This is a genomic window from uncultured Schumannella sp., assembly GCF_905479755.1.
GTDB lineage: Bacteria > Actinomycetota > Actinomycetes > Actinomycetales > Microbacteriaceae > DCRR01.
Genome location: NZ_CAJQNT010000004.1, coordinates 21,801 through 37,966, shown reverse-complemented (window position 1 = coordinate 37,966; position 16,166 = coordinate 21,801). Strand labels below are relative to the sequence as shown.

Annotated in this window: 25 protein-coding genes; all 25 read left to right on the top strand. The window is 65.2% G+C overall.

The annotated features are described in order from the left end of the window. Positions 1 to 65 precede the first annotated feature (65 nt). The 25 genes from fusA to QZ258_RS01370 all read left to right on the top strand — a co-directional run bounded on the left by fusA (position 66) and on the right by QZ258_RS01370 (position 16,037). Positions 66 to 2,180, top strand: a complete 2,115-nt coding sequence (fusA, locus tag QZ258_RS01490; RefSeq protein ID WP_294178380.1) for an elongation factor G — start codon at positions 66 to 68, stop codon at positions 2,178 to 2,180. A 107-nt stretch (positions 2,181 to 2,287) separates the two neighbouring features. Further along, positions 2,288 to 3,481: an elongation factor Tu gene (gene tuf, locus QZ258_RS01485; RefSeq protein ID WP_294178378.1), complete on the top strand. Its 1,194-nt coding sequence runs from the start codon at positions 2,288 to 2,290 to the stop codon at positions 3,479 to 3,481. Between the two features lie 156 nt (positions 3,482 to 3,637). Continuing rightward, a complete protein-coding gene (locus tag QZ258_RS01480) occupies positions 3,638 to 3,853 on the top strand; it encodes an antitoxin (protein ID WP_294178376.1) in 216 nt (71 codons plus the stop codon). Between the two features lie 423 nt (positions 3,854 to 4,276). Further along, positions 4,277 to 4,585: a 30S ribosomal protein S10 gene (gene rpsJ / locus QZ258_RS01475; protein ID WP_294178374.1), complete on the top strand. Its 309-nt coding sequence runs from the start codon at positions 4,277 to 4,279 to the stop codon at positions 4,583 to 4,585. Between the two features lie 37 nt (positions 4,586 to 4,622). Further along, positions 4,623 to 5,273 carry a 50S ribosomal protein L3 gene (gene rplC, locus QZ258_RS01470; protein ID WP_294178371.1) on the top strand — a complete coding sequence of 217 codons (651 nt, stop codon included), beginning with the start codon at positions 4,623 to 4,625 and terminating at the stop codon, positions 5,271 to 5,273. A 5-nt stretch (positions 5,274 to 5,278) separates the two neighbouring features. After that, the gene (rplD, locus tag QZ258_RS01465) at positions 5,279 to 5,932 is read left to right on the top strand and encodes a 50S ribosomal protein L4 (RefSeq protein ID WP_294178369.1); all 654 of its coding nucleotides are present in this window, start codon (positions 5,279 to 5,281) and stop codon (positions 5,930 to 5,932) included. Next, complete coding sequence (rplW, locus tag QZ258_RS01460) at positions 5,929 to 6,228, top strand: 50S ribosomal protein L23 (protein WP_294178368.1); 300 nt, start codon at positions 5,929 to 5,931, stop codon at positions 6,226 to 6,228. Before rplD ends, rplW begins: the two co-directional genes overlap by 4 nt. A 17-nt stretch (positions 6,229 to 6,245) precedes the next feature. Next, complete coding sequence (gene rplB, locus QZ258_RS01455) at positions 6,246 to 7,085, top strand: 50S ribosomal protein L2 (RefSeq protein ID WP_294178367.1); 840 nt, start codon at positions 6,246 to 6,248, stop codon at positions 7,083 to 7,085. A 12-nt stretch (positions 7,086 to 7,097) separates the two neighbouring features. Continuing rightward, the gene (rpsS, locus tag QZ258_RS01450; protein WP_294178366.1) at positions 7,098 to 7,379 is read left to right on the top strand and encodes a 30S ribosomal protein S19; all 282 of its coding nucleotides are present in this window, start codon (positions 7,098 to 7,100) and stop codon (positions 7,377 to 7,379) included. After that, the gene (rplV, locus tag QZ258_RS01445; protein WP_294178365.1) at positions 7,379 to 7,777 is read left to right on the top strand and encodes a 50S ribosomal protein L22; all 399 of its coding nucleotides are present in this window, start codon (positions 7,379 to 7,381) and stop codon (positions 7,775 to 7,777) included. Before rpsS ends, rplV begins: the two co-directional genes overlap by 1 nt. Then, complete coding sequence (rpsC, locus tag QZ258_RS01440; RefSeq protein WP_294178363.1) at positions 7,777 to 8,538, top strand: 30S ribosomal protein S3; 762 nt, start codon at positions 7,777 to 7,779, stop codon at positions 8,536 to 8,538. The genes rplV and rpsC overlap by 1 nt, the downstream gene beginning before the upstream one ends. Before the next feature lie 2 nt (positions 8,539 to 8,540). Further along, a complete protein-coding gene (rplP, locus tag QZ258_RS01435; protein ID WP_294178362.1) occupies positions 8,541 to 8,960 on the top strand; it encodes a 50S ribosomal protein L16 in 420 nt (139 codons plus the stop codon). Next, the gene (gene rpmC, locus QZ258_RS01430; protein ID WP_294178361.1) at positions 8,960 to 9,295 is read left to right on the top strand and encodes a 50S ribosomal protein L29; all 336 of its coding nucleotides are present in this window, start codon (positions 8,960 to 8,962) and stop codon (positions 9,293 to 9,295) included. Before rplP ends, rpmC begins: the two co-directional genes overlap by 1 nt. Continuing rightward, positions 9,295 to 9,612, top strand: coding sequence for a 30S ribosomal protein S17 (gene rpsQ, locus QZ258_RS01425; RefSeq protein WP_294178360.1), 318 nt, complete (start codon positions 9,295 to 9,297; stop codon positions 9,610 to 9,612). The genes rpmC and rpsQ overlap by 1 nt, the downstream gene beginning before the upstream one ends. A gap of 3 nt (positions 9,613 to 9,615) precedes the next feature. After that, positions 9,616 to 9,984, top strand: coding sequence for a 50S ribosomal protein L14 (gene rplN / locus QZ258_RS01420; RefSeq protein ID WP_294178358.1), 369 nt, complete (start codon positions 9,616 to 9,618; stop codon positions 9,982 to 9,984). A gap of 2 nt (positions 9,985 to 9,986) precedes the next feature. Then, positions 9,987 to 10,349, top strand: a complete 363-nt coding sequence (rplX, locus tag QZ258_RS01415) for a 50S ribosomal protein L24 (protein ID WP_294178356.1) — start codon at positions 9,987 to 9,989, stop codon at positions 10,347 to 10,349. Then, positions 10,349 to 10,933 (top strand): 50S ribosomal protein L5, encoded by a 585-nt coding sequence (rplE, locus tag QZ258_RS01410; protein WP_294178354.1) that lies wholly within the window; start codon positions 10,349 to 10,351, stop codon positions 10,931 to 10,933. Before rplX ends, rplE begins: the two co-directional genes overlap by 1 nt. A 109-nt stretch (positions 10,934 to 11,042) precedes the next feature. Then, entirely contained in the window at positions 11,043 to 11,441 is a 399-nt protein-coding gene (rpsH, locus tag QZ258_RS01405) for a 30S ribosomal protein S8 (protein ID WP_294178352.1), read from the top strand. Between the two features lie 6 nt (positions 11,442 to 11,447). Continuing rightward, positions 11,448 to 11,984, top strand: a complete 537-nt coding sequence (gene rplF / locus QZ258_RS01400) for a 50S ribosomal protein L6 (RefSeq protein ID WP_294178350.1) — start codon at positions 11,448 to 11,450, stop codon at positions 11,982 to 11,984. Between the two features lie 2 nt (positions 11,985 to 11,986). Beyond that, a complete protein-coding gene (gene rplR / locus QZ258_RS01395; RefSeq protein WP_294178426.1) occupies positions 11,987 to 12,361 on the top strand; it encodes a 50S ribosomal protein L18 in 375 nt (124 codons plus the stop codon). 68 nt (positions 12,362 to 12,429) lie between these two features. Beyond that, complete coding sequence (gene rpsE / locus QZ258_RS01390) at positions 12,430 to 13,077, top strand: 30S ribosomal protein S5 (protein WP_294178424.1); 648 nt, start codon at positions 12,430 to 12,432, stop codon at positions 13,075 to 13,077. Next, positions 13,077 to 13,262: a 50S ribosomal protein L30 gene (rpmD, locus tag QZ258_RS01385; protein WP_271119459.1), complete on the top strand. Its 186-nt coding sequence runs from the start codon at positions 13,077 to 13,079 to the stop codon at positions 13,260 to 13,262. The genes rpsE and rpmD overlap by 1 nt, the downstream gene beginning before the upstream one ends. Next, a complete protein-coding gene (rplO, locus tag QZ258_RS01380; protein WP_294178348.1) occupies positions 13,262 to 14,047 on the top strand; it encodes a 50S ribosomal protein L15 in 786 nt (261 codons plus the stop codon). Before rpmD ends, rplO begins: the two co-directional genes overlap by 1 nt. 86 nt (positions 14,048 to 14,133) lie before the next feature. Next, the gene (gene secY / locus QZ258_RS01375; protein ID WP_294178346.1) at positions 14,134 to 15,456 is read left to right on the top strand and encodes a preprotein translocase subunit SecY; all 1,323 of its coding nucleotides are present in this window, start codon (positions 14,134 to 14,136) and stop codon (positions 15,454 to 15,456) included. Next, positions 15,453 to 16,037, top strand: a complete 585-nt coding sequence (locus QZ258_RS01370) for an adenylate kinase (protein ID WP_294178345.1) — start codon at positions 15,453 to 15,455, stop codon at positions 16,035 to 16,037. The genes secY and QZ258_RS01370 overlap by 4 nt, the downstream gene beginning before the upstream one ends. The last annotated feature ends 129 nt before the right edge of the window (positions 16,038 to 16,166 follow it).

Here is a 16,166-nt window from a genome sequence, read left to right as displayed (position 1 = left end):
CGATCCCGCGCGTCGCGCCTCCTCGACCGGCGAACAACATTCACTTCTAACGATAGGAACTGCCCGTGGCACAGGACGTGCTCACCGACCTGACGAAGGTCCGCAACATCGGCATCATGGCTCACATCGATGCGGGAAAGACCACGACGACCGAGCGCATCCTGTTCTACACGGGCATCACCCACAAGATCGGTGAAGTCCACGACGGCGCGGCCACCATGGACTGGATGGCGCAGGAGCAAGAGCGCGGCATCACCATCACCTCGGCGGCGACGACGTGTTTCTGGGACAAGCACCAGATCAACATCATCGACACCCCCGGTCACGTCGACTTCACCGTCGAGGTGGAGCGTTCGCTCCGCGTCCTCGACGGCGCGGTCGCGGTGTTCGACGGCAAGGAGGGCGTTGAGCCCCAGTCGGAGACCGTGTGGCGTCAGGCCGACAAGTACGACGTTCCGCGCATCTGCTTCGTCAACAAGATGGACAAGCTCGGCGCCGACTTCTACTACACGGTCGACACGATCATCAAGCGCCTCGGCGCCAAGCCGCTCGTGCTGCAGATCCCGATCGGTTTCGAGAACACCTTCGAAGGTGTCGTCGACCTGGTCGAGATGCGCGCGCTGACCTGGCGTGGCGACTCCAAGGGTGACGTCCAGATGGGCGCCAAGTACGAGATCGAAGAGATCCCGGCCGACCTGGTCGACAAGGCCAACGAGTACCGCCAGCTGCTGCTCGAGACCGTCGCCGAAAGCGACGACGCGCTGCTCGAGAAGTTCTTCGCGGGCGAAGAGCTCACCGTCGCCGAGATCAAGGGCGCGATCCGCAAGATGACGATCGCGAGCGAGCTCTACCCGGTGCTGTGCGGTTCCGCGTTCAAGAACCGCGGCGTGCAGCCGATGCTCGACGCGGTGGTGGACTACCTCCCCAGCCCGCTGGATGTGCCCGACATGATCGCGCACGACCCGCGTGACGAGGAGAAGGAGATCGTTCGCAAGCCGTCCTCGAGCGAGCCGTTCTCGGCGCTCGCGTTCAAGGTTGCGGTGCACCCGTTCTTCGGCCGCCTCACCTACATCCGCGTCTACTCGGGCACGATCGAGTCCGGTTCGCAGGTTGCCAACTCGACCAAGGGCAAGAAGGAGCGCATCGGGAAGATCTTCCAGATGCACGCCAACAAGGAGAACCCGGTCGACAGCGTCAGCGCCGGCCACATCTACGCCGTGATCGGTCTGAAGGACACCACCACCGGTGACACCCTCTCCGACATGCAGGAGCAGGTCGTCCTCGAGTCGATGACCTTCCCCGAGCCGGTCATCGAGGTCGCGATCGAGCCCAAGACCAAGGCGGACCAGGAGAAGCTGGGAACGGCCATCCAGAAGCTCGCCGAGGAAGACCCGACGTTCCGCACCGAGCAGAACCAGGAGACGGGTCAGACCGTCATCAAGGGAATGGGCGAGCTCCACCTCGACATCCTGGTCGACCGCATGAAGCGGGAGTTCAACGTCGAGGCCAACGTGGGCAAGCCGCAGGTCGCCTACCGCGAGACCATTCGCAAGACGATCGAGAAGTTCGACTACACCCACAAGAAGCAGACGGGTGGATCGGGTCAGTTCGCGAAGATCCAGATCAAGCTCGAGCCGCTCGAGGTCACTCCCGAGACGACCTACGAATTCGAGAACGCCGTGACGGGTGGTCGCGTTCCGCGCGAGTACATCCCCTCGGTGGATCACGGAATCCAGGATGCGATGCAGGTCGGCGTGCTCGCCGGCTTCCCGACGGTGGGCGTCAAGGCGACGCTGCTCGACGGTGCCTCGCACGACGTCGACTCTTCGGAGATGGCGTTCAAGATCGCCGGATCGATGGCCTACAAGGAGGCCGCGCGCAAGGCGAGTCCCGTTCTGCTCGAGCCGCTGATGGCGGTCGAGGTGCGTACGCCCGAGGAGTACATGGGCGACGTCATCGGCGACCTCAACTCGCGGCGCGGTCAGATCCAGTCCATGGAGGACGCCACCGGCGTGAAGGTCGTGTCGGCAAAGGTTCCGCTGTCCGAGATGTTCGGATACGTTGGCGACCTGCGCTCGAAGACCTCCGGTCGCGCGGTGTACTCGATGACGTTCGACTCCTACGCTGAGGTCCCCAAGGCCGTGGCCGACGAGATCGTCCAGAAGAGCAAGGGCGAGTGACCTTTCAGGTCTCTCGTCTGCGAACCCCACTAAAGTAACCAAGTACCCAAACAGCGGAGCATCCGGAAACCATCCGGGTCCCGCGCCGAGTCCTGAGGAGGACCCAAGTGGCTAAGGCCAAGTTCGAGCGGACCAAGCCGCACGTCAACATCGGAACGATCGGTCACGTCGACCACGGAAAGACGACGCTCACCGCTGCCATCTCGAAGGTGCTCGCAGAGAAGTACCCCTCGGATGTCAACAAGCTGCGCGACTTCGCCTCGATCGACTCGGCGCCGGAAGAGCGCCAGCGTGGTATCACGATCAACATCTCGCACGTCGAGTACGAGACCCCGAAGCGCCACTACGCGCACGTCGACGCCCCCGGTCACGCCGACTACATCAAGAACATGATCACCGGTGCGGCCCAGATGGACGGCGCGATCCTCGTGGTTGCGGCGACCGACGGCCCGATGGCGCAGACGCGCGAGCACGTGCTGCTCGCCAAGCAGGTCGGCGTGCCGTACCTGCTGGTCGCGCTCAACAAGTCCGACATGGTCGACGACGAGGAAATCCTCGAGCTCGTCGAGCTCGAGGTGCGCGAGCTCCTCTCCAGCCAGGACTTCGACGGCGACAACGCGCCGGTCGTGCGCGTCTCGGGCCTCAAGGCTCTCGAGGGCGACGCCGAGTGGAGCGAGAAGATCGTCGAGCTCATGCAGGCCGTTGACGACAACATCCCCGACCCGGTGCGTGACAAGGACAAGCCGTTCCTCATGCCCATCGAGGACGTCTTCACCATCACCGGTCGTGGAACCGTCGTGACGGGTCGCGCCGAGCGCGGCACCCTCGCGATCAACTCCGAGGTCGAGATCGTCGGCATCCGCCCGACGCAGAAGACCACGGTCACCGGTATCGAGATGTTCCACAAGCAGCTCGACGAGGCCTGGGCCGGCGAGAACTGTGGTCTGCTCCTTCGCGGTACCAAGCGCGAAGACGTCGAGCGCGGCCAGGTCGTCGTGAAGCCGGGTTCGGTCACGCCGCACACCAACTTCGAGGGCACGGCGTACATCCTGTCCAAGGACGAGGGTGGGCGTCACAACCCGTTCTACGGCAACTACCGCCCGCAGTTCTACTTCCGCACCACCGACGTCACCGGCGTCATCACGCTGCCCGAGGGCACCGAGATGGTCATGCCCGGCGACACCACCGACATGACGGTTGAGCTGATCCAGCCCATCGCCATGGAGGAGGGCCTCGGCTTCGCCATCCGTGAGGGTGGCCGTACCGTGGGCGCCGGCAAGGTCACGAAGATCAACAAGTAAGTACTTTCGTACTTTCCCGAACGGGGTCGAGCCGCACGGCTCGGCCCCGTTTGGTGTTCGCGGACGCATCTCGGCCGTGAGGGTTGCCGGCATCGTGGCGAGACCGAAGAATGGAAGGACGCGCGGAGAGCTTCTCCGCGACCGGACGGAGGACTCATGGGATTCGATCTCGGCGACATCGGCGACAAGGCCAAGGACTTCCTCGAGAGCGATCAGGTCAAGGATGCGCTCGACAGCGACCAGGCCGAGGACATCAGCGACAACGTCCTCGACAAGCTGGAGGACGTCGTCGATGACGTCACCGGCGGCAAGTTCAGCGACCAGATCTCGGATGCGCGCGACGCGGCCGACGACGCGGTCGGCAACGACTAGTCGGCCCGCTCTCCGAAGGCCCGGTGCACCCGCTGCGCCGGGCCTTTCGCACGCGCGGAGCGCGCGACGCCGCAGGAGCGGCGGCGTCGCCAATAAGCACGACACGCCCGGGTTGCAGCAAATGCCGGGGTGTGGCAAACTCTTCTAGTTCGACATTCCGCGCTTCGGTGCGCGGATCACTGCCAGGCAGTGCATAGCCGCCGGAACTACGGTTCTGACGCAGGCTAGGCCGCGGGGAGCAGAACAAAGCTTCAATCGAATCCAATCCTTGCTGGGAATCCGTGCGTTCGCGCGCGCTCGCCAGCGAGTGGCCGGGATTGACAGAAGAACAGTGGTGCGTCAGCACGAAAGGTTCGTGAAGAACCGGACGTTGTTGCGCGATGCCTCGCAACGCGAGGTGTGAGACAGAGAAGAGAGATGCACATGGCGGGACAGAAGATCCGCATCCGGCTGAAGTCGTACGACCACGCTGGCCTCGACGCCTCGGCGCGCAAGATCGTTGACACGGTCACCCGTGCGGGTGCCACCGTGGTCGGCCCGGTTCCGCTTCCGACGGAGAAGAACGTGGTCACCGTGATCCGTTCTCCCCACAAGTACAAGGACAGCCGCGAGCACTTCGAGAAGCGCACCCACAAGCGTTTGATCGACATCATCGACCCCACTCCCAAGGCGGTCGACTCGCTCATGCGCCTGGACCTCCCCGCCGACGTCAACATCGAGATCAAGCTCTAGTCCCCGCGACTGGCGCTCAGAAATCAAGGAAACTCCAATGTCTGCAGTCAAGACGACCAAGGGTCTGCTCGGCACCAAGCTCGGCATGACCCAGGTCTGGGATGAGAACAACAAGCTCGTTCCGGTGACCGTCGTCCAGATCTCCCCGAATGTCGTGACCCAGGTCCGCTCGGTGGAGAAGGACGGCTACGCCGCGGTTCAGATCGCCTACGGGCAGATCGACCCCCGCAAGGTCAACAAGCCCGCCGCTGGCCACTTCGAGAAGGCCGGCGTCACGCCGCGCCGCCACCTGACCGAGGTTCGGACGGCCGACGCTGCCGAGTACACCCCGGGCCAGGAGCTCGCCGTGGACATCTTCGAAGCCGGCCAGTTCGTCGACGTCGTCGGCACGAGCAAGGGCAAGGGCTTCGCCGGTGTCATGAAGCGCCACAACTTCAAGGGCGTCTCCGCCTCGCACGGTGCGCACCGCAACCACCGCAAGCCCGGCTCGATCGGTGCGTCCTCGACGCCCAGCCGCGTCTTCAAGGGCATGCGCATGGCCGGTCGGATGGGTGGCGACCGCGTCACCGTCCAGGGCCTCAAGGTCCACGCCGTGGATGCCGAAAAGGGCCTCCTGCTGGTCAAGGGCGCCGTTCCCGGCGCGCGTGGCCGCATCGTGTTCGTCCGCAACGCCGTGAAGGGTGCGTGATCGCCATGGCTAACGCCACTGTCGACGTCATCGACGCGAAGGGAAAGAAGTCCGGCTCGGTCGAGCTGCCCGCTTCGATCTTCGACGTCCAGACCAACGTCCCGCTGATCCACCAGGTGGTGACCGCGCAGCTCGCGGCCGCCCGCCAGGGAACGCACAAGGTCAAGGGTCGCGGCGAGGTGTCGGGTTCCGGCACCAAGCCGTTCAAGCAGAAGGGCACCGGTCGTGCCCGTCAGGGCTCGATCCGCATGCCGCAGCACCGCGGTGGTGGCATCGTCCACGGACCGGTCCCGCGTGACTACTCGCAGCGCACCCCCAAGAAGATGATCGCCGCGGCTCTGCTCGGCGTCATCTCGGACCGCGCGCGCGGCGAGCGTCTTCACGTCGTGGAGAGCTTCGGCCTGGCCGAGGTGCCCAGCACGAAGACCGCGATCGCTCTGCTGACGCAGGTCGCGACGAGCAAGAACGTGCTCGTCGTGCTGGAGCGCAGCGACGAGGTCAGCGCGAAGAGCGTCCGGAACCTCGGCAACGTGCACGTGCTGTTCGCCGACCAGCTCAACGCCTACGACGTGGTCGTCAGCGACGACATCGTCTTCACCAAGGGTGCCTTCGAGTCGTTCGTCGCCTCGAAGTCGAACAAGGAAGAGGCCAGCGCATGAGCGGCTACAACAAGGACCCGCGCGACATCATCCTCGCGCCCGTCGTGAGCGAGAAGAGCTACAGCCTGATCGATGACGGGAAGTACACCTTCGAGGTGGACCCCCGCTCGAACAAGACCGAGATCAAGCTCGCGATCGAAAAGATCTTCAACGTGAAGGTCGCTTCGGTGAACACCCTCAACCGCAACGGCAAGACCCGTCGTACGCGTTTCGGTGCCGGTAAGCGCAAGGACACCAAGCGCGCGATCGTCACCCTCAAGTCCGGTTCGATCGACATCTTCACGGCTGTCGGCTAGGACCTCAGGAGACCATCATGGCAATTCGCAAGTACAAGCCGACGACTCCCGGTCGTCGTGGCTCGTCGGTCGCCGATTTCGCGGAGATCACGCGCTCGACGCCCGAGAAGTCGCTCGTTCGCCCGCTGCCCAAGACGGGTGGCCGCAACAACACCGGACGCATCACGACGCGTCACATCGGTGGCGGTCACAAGCGTCAGTACCGACTCATCGACTTCCGTCGCAATGACAAGGACGGCGTCGACGCGAAGGTCGCGCACATCGAGTACGACCCGAACCGCACCGCGCGCATCGCGCTGCTGCACTTCGTGGACGGCACCAAGCGCTACATCCTCGCGCCGAACAAGCTGTCGCAGGGTGACATCGTCGAGTCGGGTCCGTCGGCTGACATCAAGCCCGGCAACAACCTGCCGCTGAAGAACATCCCGGTCGGTACCGTCATTCACGCGATCGAGCTGCGCCCCGGTGGCGGAGCGAAGATGGCCCGTTCGGCTGGTGCCTCGGTCCGTCTCGTCGCCAAGGACGGCCCCTACGCCCAGCTGCGTCTGCCCTCGGGTGAGATCCGCAACGTCGACCTGCGCTGCCGCGCGACGATCGGCGAGGTCGGCAACGCCGAGCAGTCGAACATCAACTGGGGCAAGGCCGGCCGTCTGCGCTGGAAGGGCGTTCGCCCGACCGTCCGTGGTGTCGCCATGAACCCGATCGACCACCCGCACGGTGGTGGTGAGGGCAAGACCTCCGGTGGACGCCACCCGGTCAGCCCGTGGGGTCAGAAGGAGGGCCGTACGCGCCGTCCGAACAAGGAAAGCGACAAGCTCATCGTCCGTCGTCGTACCGTCGGCAAGAAGCGCAAGTAGAGGTAGAAGAAGATGCCGCGCAGTCTCAAGAAGGGTCCCTTCGTCGACGACCACCTGTTCCGCAAGGTTCAGGTTCAGAACGATGCTGGCTCCAAGAACGTGATCAAGACCTGGTCGCGCCGTTCGATGATCGTCCCCGCCATGCTGGGACACACCATCGCCGTGCACGACGGTCGCAAGCACATCCCGGTCTTCGTGACCGAGACCATGGTCGGGCACAAGCTCGGCGAATTCGCGCCCACGCGGACGTTCCGCGGGCACGAGAAGGATGACAAGAAGGGACGGCGTCGCTGATGGTTGAGTCGATCGCCCGCGTGAAGCACATTCGCGTTACCCCGATGAAGGCCCGCCGCATGGTGGATTTGATCCGCGGCAAGCAGGCTCAGGAGGCTCTTGCCATCCTGAAGTTCGCCCCGCAGAGCGCCAGCGAGCCGATCTACAAGCTCGTGGCCTCGGCCATGGCGAACGCACGTGTCAAGGCGGATGCCTCGAACACCTTCCTCGACGAGCAGGACCTGGTCATCGCCAAGGCCTACGTCGACGAGGGAACGACGCTCAAGCGCTTCCGGCCGCGTGCCCAGGGCCGCGCCTTCAAGATCCTGAAGCGCACGAGCCACATCACCGTCGTGCTGGCGACGCCGGACGAGCTCGTCTCGAACGCCGCGCCGACGCAGAAGGCAGGGAAGAAGTAATGGGCCAGAAGGTCAACCCGTACGGTTTCCGTCTCGGCATCACCACCGACCACGTGTCGCGGTGGTTCGCCGACTCGACCAAGCCCGGTCAGCGTTACGCCGACTTCGTGGCCGAGGACATCAAGATCCGCAACCTGCTCAAGACGAGCCTGGACCGCGCTGGTGTTGCTCGCATCGAGATCGAGCGCACCCGTGACCGTGTGCGTGTGGACATCCACACCGCGCGTCCCGGCATCGTGATCGGTCGTCGCGGCGCCGAGGCCGAGCGCATCCGCGCCGACCTCGAAAAGCTCACCAAGAAGCAGATCCAGCTCAACATCCTCGAGGTCAAGAACCCCGAGGCCGAGGCTCAGCTGGTCGCGCAGGGAATCGCCGAGCAGCTGTCTGCTCGTGTCGCCTTCCGTCGCGCGATGCGCAAGGGTCTGCAGGGCGCTCAGCGCGCCGGCGCCAAGGGTGTTCGCATCCAGGTGTCGGGTCGTCTGGGTGGCGCCGAAATGAGCCGCTCGGAGTTCTACCGCGAGGGTCGTGTGCCGCTGCACACGCTGCGCGCGAACATCGACTACGGCTTCTACGAGGCCCGCACCACCTTTGGCCGCATCGGCGTCAAGGTGTGGATCTACAAGGGTGACATCACCAACAAGGAACTTGCTCGTGAGCAGGCGGCTCAGAAGTCGTCGCGCCCCGAGCGTCGTGACGGCGGCCCGCGCGGCCGTGGCCCCCGTGCCGAAGCCGCGCCCGCCACCGCAGGAGCCGAGGCGTAATCATGCTTATTCCCCGCAAGGTCAAGTACCGCAAGCAGCACCACCCCGGCCGTGACGGCCAGGCCACCGGTGGCACCAAGGTGTCGTTCGGTGACTACGGGATCCAGGCGCTGACTCCCGCGTACGTCACCAACCGTCAGATCGAGTCCGCTCGTATCGCGATGACCCGTCACATCAAGCGTGGTGGAAAGGTGTGGATCAACATCTACCCCGACCGTCCGCTGACGAAGAAGCCGGCCGAAACCCGCATGGGTTCCGGTAAGGGTTCGCCGGAGTGGTGGGTCGCCAACGTCAAGCCGGGTCGCGTCCTCTTCGAGGTCGCCGGCGTTGACGAGGAGCTCGCCCGCGAGGCGCTGCTCCGTGCAATTCACAAGCTGCCCCTCAAGGCACGCATCATCAAGCGCGAGGAGGGCGACGCGTAATGGCCGTCGGATCCAAGGAGCTCGCCCCGATCGAGCTCGACACCTACGAAGACGAGCGACTCGTCGAAGAGCTGAAGAAGGCCAAGGAAGAGCTGTTCAACCTGCGCTTCCAGTCGGCCACCGGTCAGCTCGAAAGCCACGGACGCTTGCGTGCCGTGAAGCGCGACATCGCTCGCATCTACACCGTCATCCGTGAGCGCGAGCTCGGCATCCGGGCCACGCCCGCGCCGCTCGAGGTTCCCGCGAAGGCGCCCAAAAAGTCCGCCAAGAAGTCGGAGGCCGCTGAGGCTCCCGAGGCCGAGGCTGCTGACACCGCCGAGGAGGCGAGCAAGTAATGGCACAGGTCAAGAAGGCCGAGGCCGGACACGAATCCGCCGCCCACGACGTTCGCGACGAGAGCGCGCGTGGCTACCGCAAGGTTCGCCGCGGCTACGTGACGAGCGACAAGATGAACAAGACCATCGTGGTTGAGGTCGAAGACCGCGTGAAGCACCCGCTTTACGGCAAGGTCATCCGCCGCACCTCGAAGATCAAGGCTCACGACGAGAACAACACCGCCGGCATCGGCGACCTCGTCACGATCACGGAGACTCGCCCGCTGAGCGCCACCAAGCGCTGGCGTCTGGTCGAGATCAACGAGAAGGCGAAGTAGGCCATGCTGCAGCAAGAATCTCGAGTCAAGGTCGCCGACAACACCGGCGCCAAGGAGCTCCTGACGATTCGCGTGCTCGGTGGTTCAGGCCGTCGCTATGCCGGTCTCGGCGATGTCATCGTCGCGACCGTCAAGGACGCGATCCCGGGCGGCAACGTCAAGAAGGGCGACGTCGTCAAGGCCGTCATCGTGCGCACGATCAAGCAGACGCGTCGTCCCGATGGCTCCTACATCAAATTTGACGAGAACGCCGCCGTCATCCTGAAGGCTGATGGGGACCCCCGTGGGACCCGCATCTTCGGACCGGTCGGCCGCGAACTGCGCGACAAGAAGTTCATGAAGATCATCTCGCTCGCGCCGGAGGTGCTCTAACCATGGGCCGCAACATCAAGAAGGGCGACCTCGTCCAGATCATTAGTGGTCCCTCGCAGGACCGCGGCGGTGACCGGGGCAAGCAGGGTCGCGTGATCGAGGTTCTCTCCGAGAAGAACCGCGTCATCGTCGAGGGCGTCAACTACGTCACGAAGCACGTCAAGGTCGGGCAGTCGCAGCGCGGCACCAAGACCGGCGGCATCGAGACGCACGAGGCGCCGATCCACATCTCGAATGTGGCGCTCGTCGACCCCAAGACCAAGACGCCGACCCGCGTCGGTTTCCGTGAGGAGACCGTCGAGAAGGACGGCGTCAAGAAGACCGTTCGCGTGCGCTACGCGAAGAAGTCCGGAGAAGTGATCTGATGGCCGCGACGACTGAGGCTGGCACAATCCAGCCCCGACTCAAGTCGAAGTACCGCACCGAGATTGTCAAGACTCTCAGCGAAGAGTTCGGGTACACCAACCCGCACCAGGTTCCTGGTCTTGTCAAGATCGTGGTGAACACCGGCGTCGGTGAAGCTGCGCGCGACTCGAAGGTGATCGAGGGGGCCATCAAGGACCTCACGCTCATCACGGGCCAGAAGCCGCAGGTGACGCTGGCGCGCAAGTCCATCGCGCAGTTCAAGCTGCGTGAGGGCATGCCGATCGGCGCCCACGTGACGCTGCGCGGCGACCGCGCCTGGGAGTTCCTGGACCGTCTGCTGTCGCTCGCGCTTCCGCGCATCCGCGACTTCCGTGGCCTCAGCCCCAAGCAGTTCGACGGCAACGGCAACTACACCTTCGGTCTCTCGGAGCAGAGCATGTTCCACGAGATCGATCAGGACAAGATCGACCGCGTCCGCGGATTCGACATCACGGTCGTCACCACCGCCAAGACGGATGACGAGGGTCGCGCCCTGCTGCGCGCGCTCGGCTTCCCGTTCAAGTCGGCGGAGAACGCCCAGTAACACCCGACGGGGCAACCGCCCCGCCGACCATCAACCAGGTCGGCATCCGGTCAGTGCTCTTGAGGAGCTAGCGGATGTCGAAACCGGCTGAACGAAGGAAACACACACCATGACGATGACAGACCCGGTCGCGGACATGCTGACCCGTCTGCGCAACGCGAACCGTGCGTACCACGACACGGTTTCGCTGCCGAACAGCAAGCTCAAGACCCACATCGCCGAGATCCTCCAGAAGGAGGGCTACATCGCCGGTTGGAAGGTCGAAGAGGCACGCGTGGGCTCGACGCTCACGATCGACCTCAAGTACGGCCCCAACCGCGAGCGGTCGATCGCGGGCATCAAGCGCGTGTCGAAGCCTGGCCTTCGCGTGTACGCCAAGTCGACGGAGATCCCTCACGTCCTCGGCGGACTCGGCGTGGCCATCCTGTCCACCTCCTCGGGGCTCCTCACGGACCGCGAGGCGACCAAGAAGGGCGTGGGTGGGGAAGTCCTCGCCTACGTGTGGTGATCTGACATGTCGCGTATTGGACGTCTTCCCATCGACGTGCCCGCCGGCGTGACCGTGACGATCGACGGCCAGGCCGTCGCCGTCAAGGGACCGAAGGGCGAGCTGTCGCTCACCGTCAAGAGCCCGATCGAGGTCAAGCTCGAAGAGGGTCAGGTGCTCGTCACCCGTCCGGACGACGAGCGCGAGTCGCGTTCGCTGCACGGGCTCACCCGCACGCTGATCGCCAACCAGATCGTCGGCGTGACCGAGGGCTACTCCAAGAGCCTCGAGGTCGTCGGCACCGGTTACCGCGTGGCGTCGAAGGGCAGCTCGGTCGAGTTCGCTCTCGGCTACTCGCACTCGATCACCGTGGACCCGCCCGCCGGCATCTCGTTCGAGGTCGAGGGCAACAACAAGCTGACCGTCAAGGGCATCGATAAGCAAGCCGTTGGCGAGGTCGCGGCGAACATTCGCAAGCTGCGCAAGCCCGAGCCCTACAAGGGCAAGGGTGTGCGTTACGCCGGCGAGGTTGTTCGTCGCAAGGCCGGAAAGAGTGGTAAGTGATCATGGCTGGAATCGTCAAGCGTTCGGATTCGAAGTCCGCGCAGCGCGCCCGTCGTCATACCCGTGTGCGCAAGCGCATCGTCGGCACGGAAGAGCGTCCGCGACTCGTCGTCACCCGCTCGGCCCGTCACGTCTTCGTGCAGGTCGTGGATGACAGCAAGGGCCACACCGTGGCGTCGGCTTCGACTCTCGAAGCTGACCTGCGCGCCTTCGATGGCGACAAGACCGCAAAGGCCCGCAAGGTCGGCGAACTCGTCGCCGAACGTGCCAAGAAGGCCGGCATTGCCGCGGTCGTGTTCGACCGCGGTGGCAACCGCTACGCAGGACGCGTGGCCGCGATCGCCGAGGGCGCTCGCGAGGGAGGGCTGGAGCTGTGACCGAGGCTACGGAAAACCAGGACAAGATCAACGCAACCGACGACACGACTGTCGCCGCTGGCAAGGTCGTGGAGACGGCCGCCGGCACGGCGCCGTCGACCGAGCCTCGCGAGGCTCGTCGCGGCGGCCGTGAGCGCAGCCCGCGCAACGACCGCGGAGCACGTGGCGGCCGCGAGGAGAGCCAGTTCCTCGAGCGCGTCGTGACGATCAACCGCGTGTCGAAGGTCGTCAAGGGCGGCCGTCGCTTCAGCTTCACGGCGCTCGTCGTCGTGGGTGACGGCAACGGCATGGTCGGCGTCGGCTACGGCAAGGCGCGCGAAGTGCCGCTCGCGATCAGCAAGGGTGTCGAGGAGGCGAAGAAGAACTTCTTCCGCGTTCCGCGTACCGGCGCCACCATCCCGCACCCGGTGCAGGGTGAGGCCGCTGCCGGTGTCGTGCTGCTGCGTCCCGCGGGCCCCGGTACCGGTGTTATCGCCGGTGGTCCGGTTCGCGCGGTGCTCGAGTGCGCCGGTATCCACGACGTCCTGAGCAAGTCGCTCGGCTCGTCGAACACGATCAACATCGTTCACGCGACCGTCGCGGCGCTGCAGCAGCTCGAAGAGCCGCGTGCCGTCGCCGCACGTCGTGGCCTCGACTTCGAAGCCGTTGCCCCGGAGCGCCTCGTGCGCGCCGAGGCCGACGCTCGGGCCGCGGCAAGTGCAAAGGCAGGTTCATGATGGCTGCGCGCCTCAAGGTGACCCAGATCAAGTCCGTTATCAGCGAGAAGCAGAACCAGCGCGACACGCTGCGGAGCTTGGGCCTCAAGCGCATCGGCGACGTCGTCGTGCGTGAGGACACCCAGGCCAACCGCGGCTACGTCCGCACGGTCGCCCACCTCGTGAAGGTCGAGGAGATTGACTAATGGCTGAGGAAGACAAGAAGGAGACCGCTGCGGCGGCTCCCAAGAAGGCTCCGGCGAAGAAGGCTCCGGCGAAGGCCGCTGCCGACAAGCCGGCCGCCGAGAAGGCTCCGGCCAAGAAGGCTCCGGCTAAGACGACGGCTGCGAAGTCGACGGCTGCCAAGGCTCCGGCCAAGGCCGCTGCCGACAAGCCGGCCGCCGAGAAGGCGCCCGCGAAGAAGGCTCCGGCCAAGTCGACGGCTGCCAAGGCTCCGGCCGCTGCTGAGTCGGCTCCGGCCGAGAAGGCTCCGGCGGCGAAGGCCGCCGCGAAGCCGGCCGCCAAGAAGGCTGCGGCGCCCTCCGAGGCGCGCCCGCAGATCCTCAAGGCGCACCACCTCCGCCCGGCGGCGGGTGCCAAGAAGGCCAAGACTCGCGTGGGTCGCGGTGAGGGCTCGAAGGGTAAGACCGCGGGCCGCGGAACCAAGGGCACGAAGGCTCGCTACCAGGTGGCGGCCGGGCTCGAGGGCGGAAACCTCAACTCGATCATGCGTGCGCCGAAGCTGCGCGGGTTCAAGAACCCGTTCCGCGTCGAGTACCAGGTCGTCAACCTCGAGAAGCTTGCCGAGCTCTACCCGAAGGGCGGCGACGTGACCGTCGTCGACCTCGTGGCCAAGGGCGCCGTTCGCAAGAACGAGAAGGTCAAGGTCCTCGGTGGCGGCGACATCGCCGTCAAGTTGAACGTGTCGGTTGACAAGGTCTCGAGCTCCGCGGAGCAGAAGATCGTCGCCGCCGGCGGTTCGGTCAAGTAGTTTCTGACGGCGGCTCCCCGATGTGGGGAGCCGCCGTCTCTGCGACCGGGTAAGGTCGCACTGTCCCAAAAACTTCTGGAGGCGTCGTGTTCAGTGCCGTCGCGCGGATCTTCCGCACGCCCGACCTGCGTCGCAAAATCGGGTTCACACTCGGCATCGTCGCGCTCTTCCGCCTGGGGTCGTTCATCCCAGCGCCGTTCGTGCAGTTCGAGAACGTCCAAGCCTGTCTTGCGGGGAACTCCACCGCGGGGAGCCTGTACGACCTGGTCAACCTGTTCAGCGGCGGGGCTCTCCTGCAGCTGTCGATCTTTGCGCTCGGAATCATGCCGTACATCACGGCGTCGATCATCGTGCAGCTGCTGCGCGTGGTCATCCCCCACTTCGACACCCTCTACAAGGAGGGCCAGTCGGGCCAGGCGAAGCTCACGCAGTACACGCGCTACCTGACGATCGCGCTCGGCGTTCTGCAGTCGACCACCCTCATCACGGTCGCACGCTCGGGTGCGCTGTTCCCGACGGGGTCGGTCGCGGAGTGCTCCGACCTCATCGCGAACGACGCCTGGTACGCGATTCTGCTCATGGTCATCACGATGACCGCCGGCACCGGCGTCATCATGTGGATGGGTGAGCTCGTCACCGAGCGCGGCATCGGCAACGGCATGTCGCTGCTGATCTTCACCTCGATCGCGGCGACCTTCCCGACCTCGCTCGGCGTCATCGCGACGACCAAGGGCATCGAGATCTTCATCCTGGTGCTTGCCATCGGCGTGCTCATCATGGTGGCGGTCATCTTCGTCGAGCAGTCGCAGCGACGGATCCCGGTGCAGTACGCGAAGCGCATGGTCGGTCGACGCACCTACGGCGGCAACAACACGTACATCCCGATCAAGGTCAACATGGCGGGCGTCGTCCCGGTCATCTTCGCCTCGTCGTTGCTGTACCTCCCGGCGCTCATCGCTCAGTTCAACCAGCCGGCCTCGGGCGAAGCGCCCGCCGCCTGGGTGAGCTGGATCTCCGACACGCTGACCGCGGGGGACCACCCGCTGTACATGCTCACGTACTTCCTGCTCATCGTCGGGTTCACCTACTTCTACGTCGCGATCACGTTCAACCCGGACGAGGTCGCCGACAACATGAAGAAGTACGGCGGGTTCATCCCCGGCATCCGCGCCGGTCGTCCGACCGCGGAGTACCTCGACTACGTGCTGACGCGCGTCACGCTGCCGGGCTCCGTCTACCTCGGTCTCGTTGCCCTGATCCCGCTTATCGCGCTCGTGCTCGTGGGCGCCAACCAGAACTTCCCGTTCGGTGGCACGAGCATCCTGATCATGGTCGGTGTCGGCCTCGAGACGGTCAAGCAGATCGACTCGCAGCTTCAGCAGCGCCACTATGAGGGGCTGTTGAAGTGACCCGATTGCTGATCGTCGGCCCCCCGGGGGCCGGCAAGGGTACTCAGGCGGCGCGCATTGCGGAGAAGTACCGGATCCCGACCATTTCGACGGGCGACATCTTCCGGTTCAACATCGCGAACGAGACCGAACTCGGCAAGCAGGTGAAGGCGATCGTCGACTCCGGTGACTACGTTCCGGACTCGCTCACCAACGCCCTCGTCACCGATCGACTCAACGAGGCGGATGCCCAGGGCGGGTTCCTGCTCGACGGCTACCCGCGCACTCCCGACCAGGTGCGCTACCTCGACGAGCTACTGGCCTCGCACGGTCACGCCCTCGACGGCGTCGTGCGGCTTGCCGCCGACCAGGAAGAGGTCGTCCGGCGGTTGCGCCAGCGCTCGGTCGAGCAGGGTCGCGTGGATGACTCGGAAGAGGCCATCCGTCACCGCCAAGAGGTGTACCAGCGCGAGACGGCGCCGTTGCTCGAGATGTTCCACGAGCGCGGTCTGCTGATCGAGGTCGACGGGCTCGGCGAGATCGACGACGTCACCGCCCGCATCTTCGCCGCGCTCGACGCGCGCGATCTGGGCGCGGCGTAGCGCACAACCCCGCTGCGCCCGGCATCCGTGTCGGCGTGTGGCGAAACCGCCCCGAATGGGCTAGGCTCGATCTTTGGTGCCGTGTGCCTTCGGGCGTGCCTGCATCACCCATCCACCGCACGACCAGTA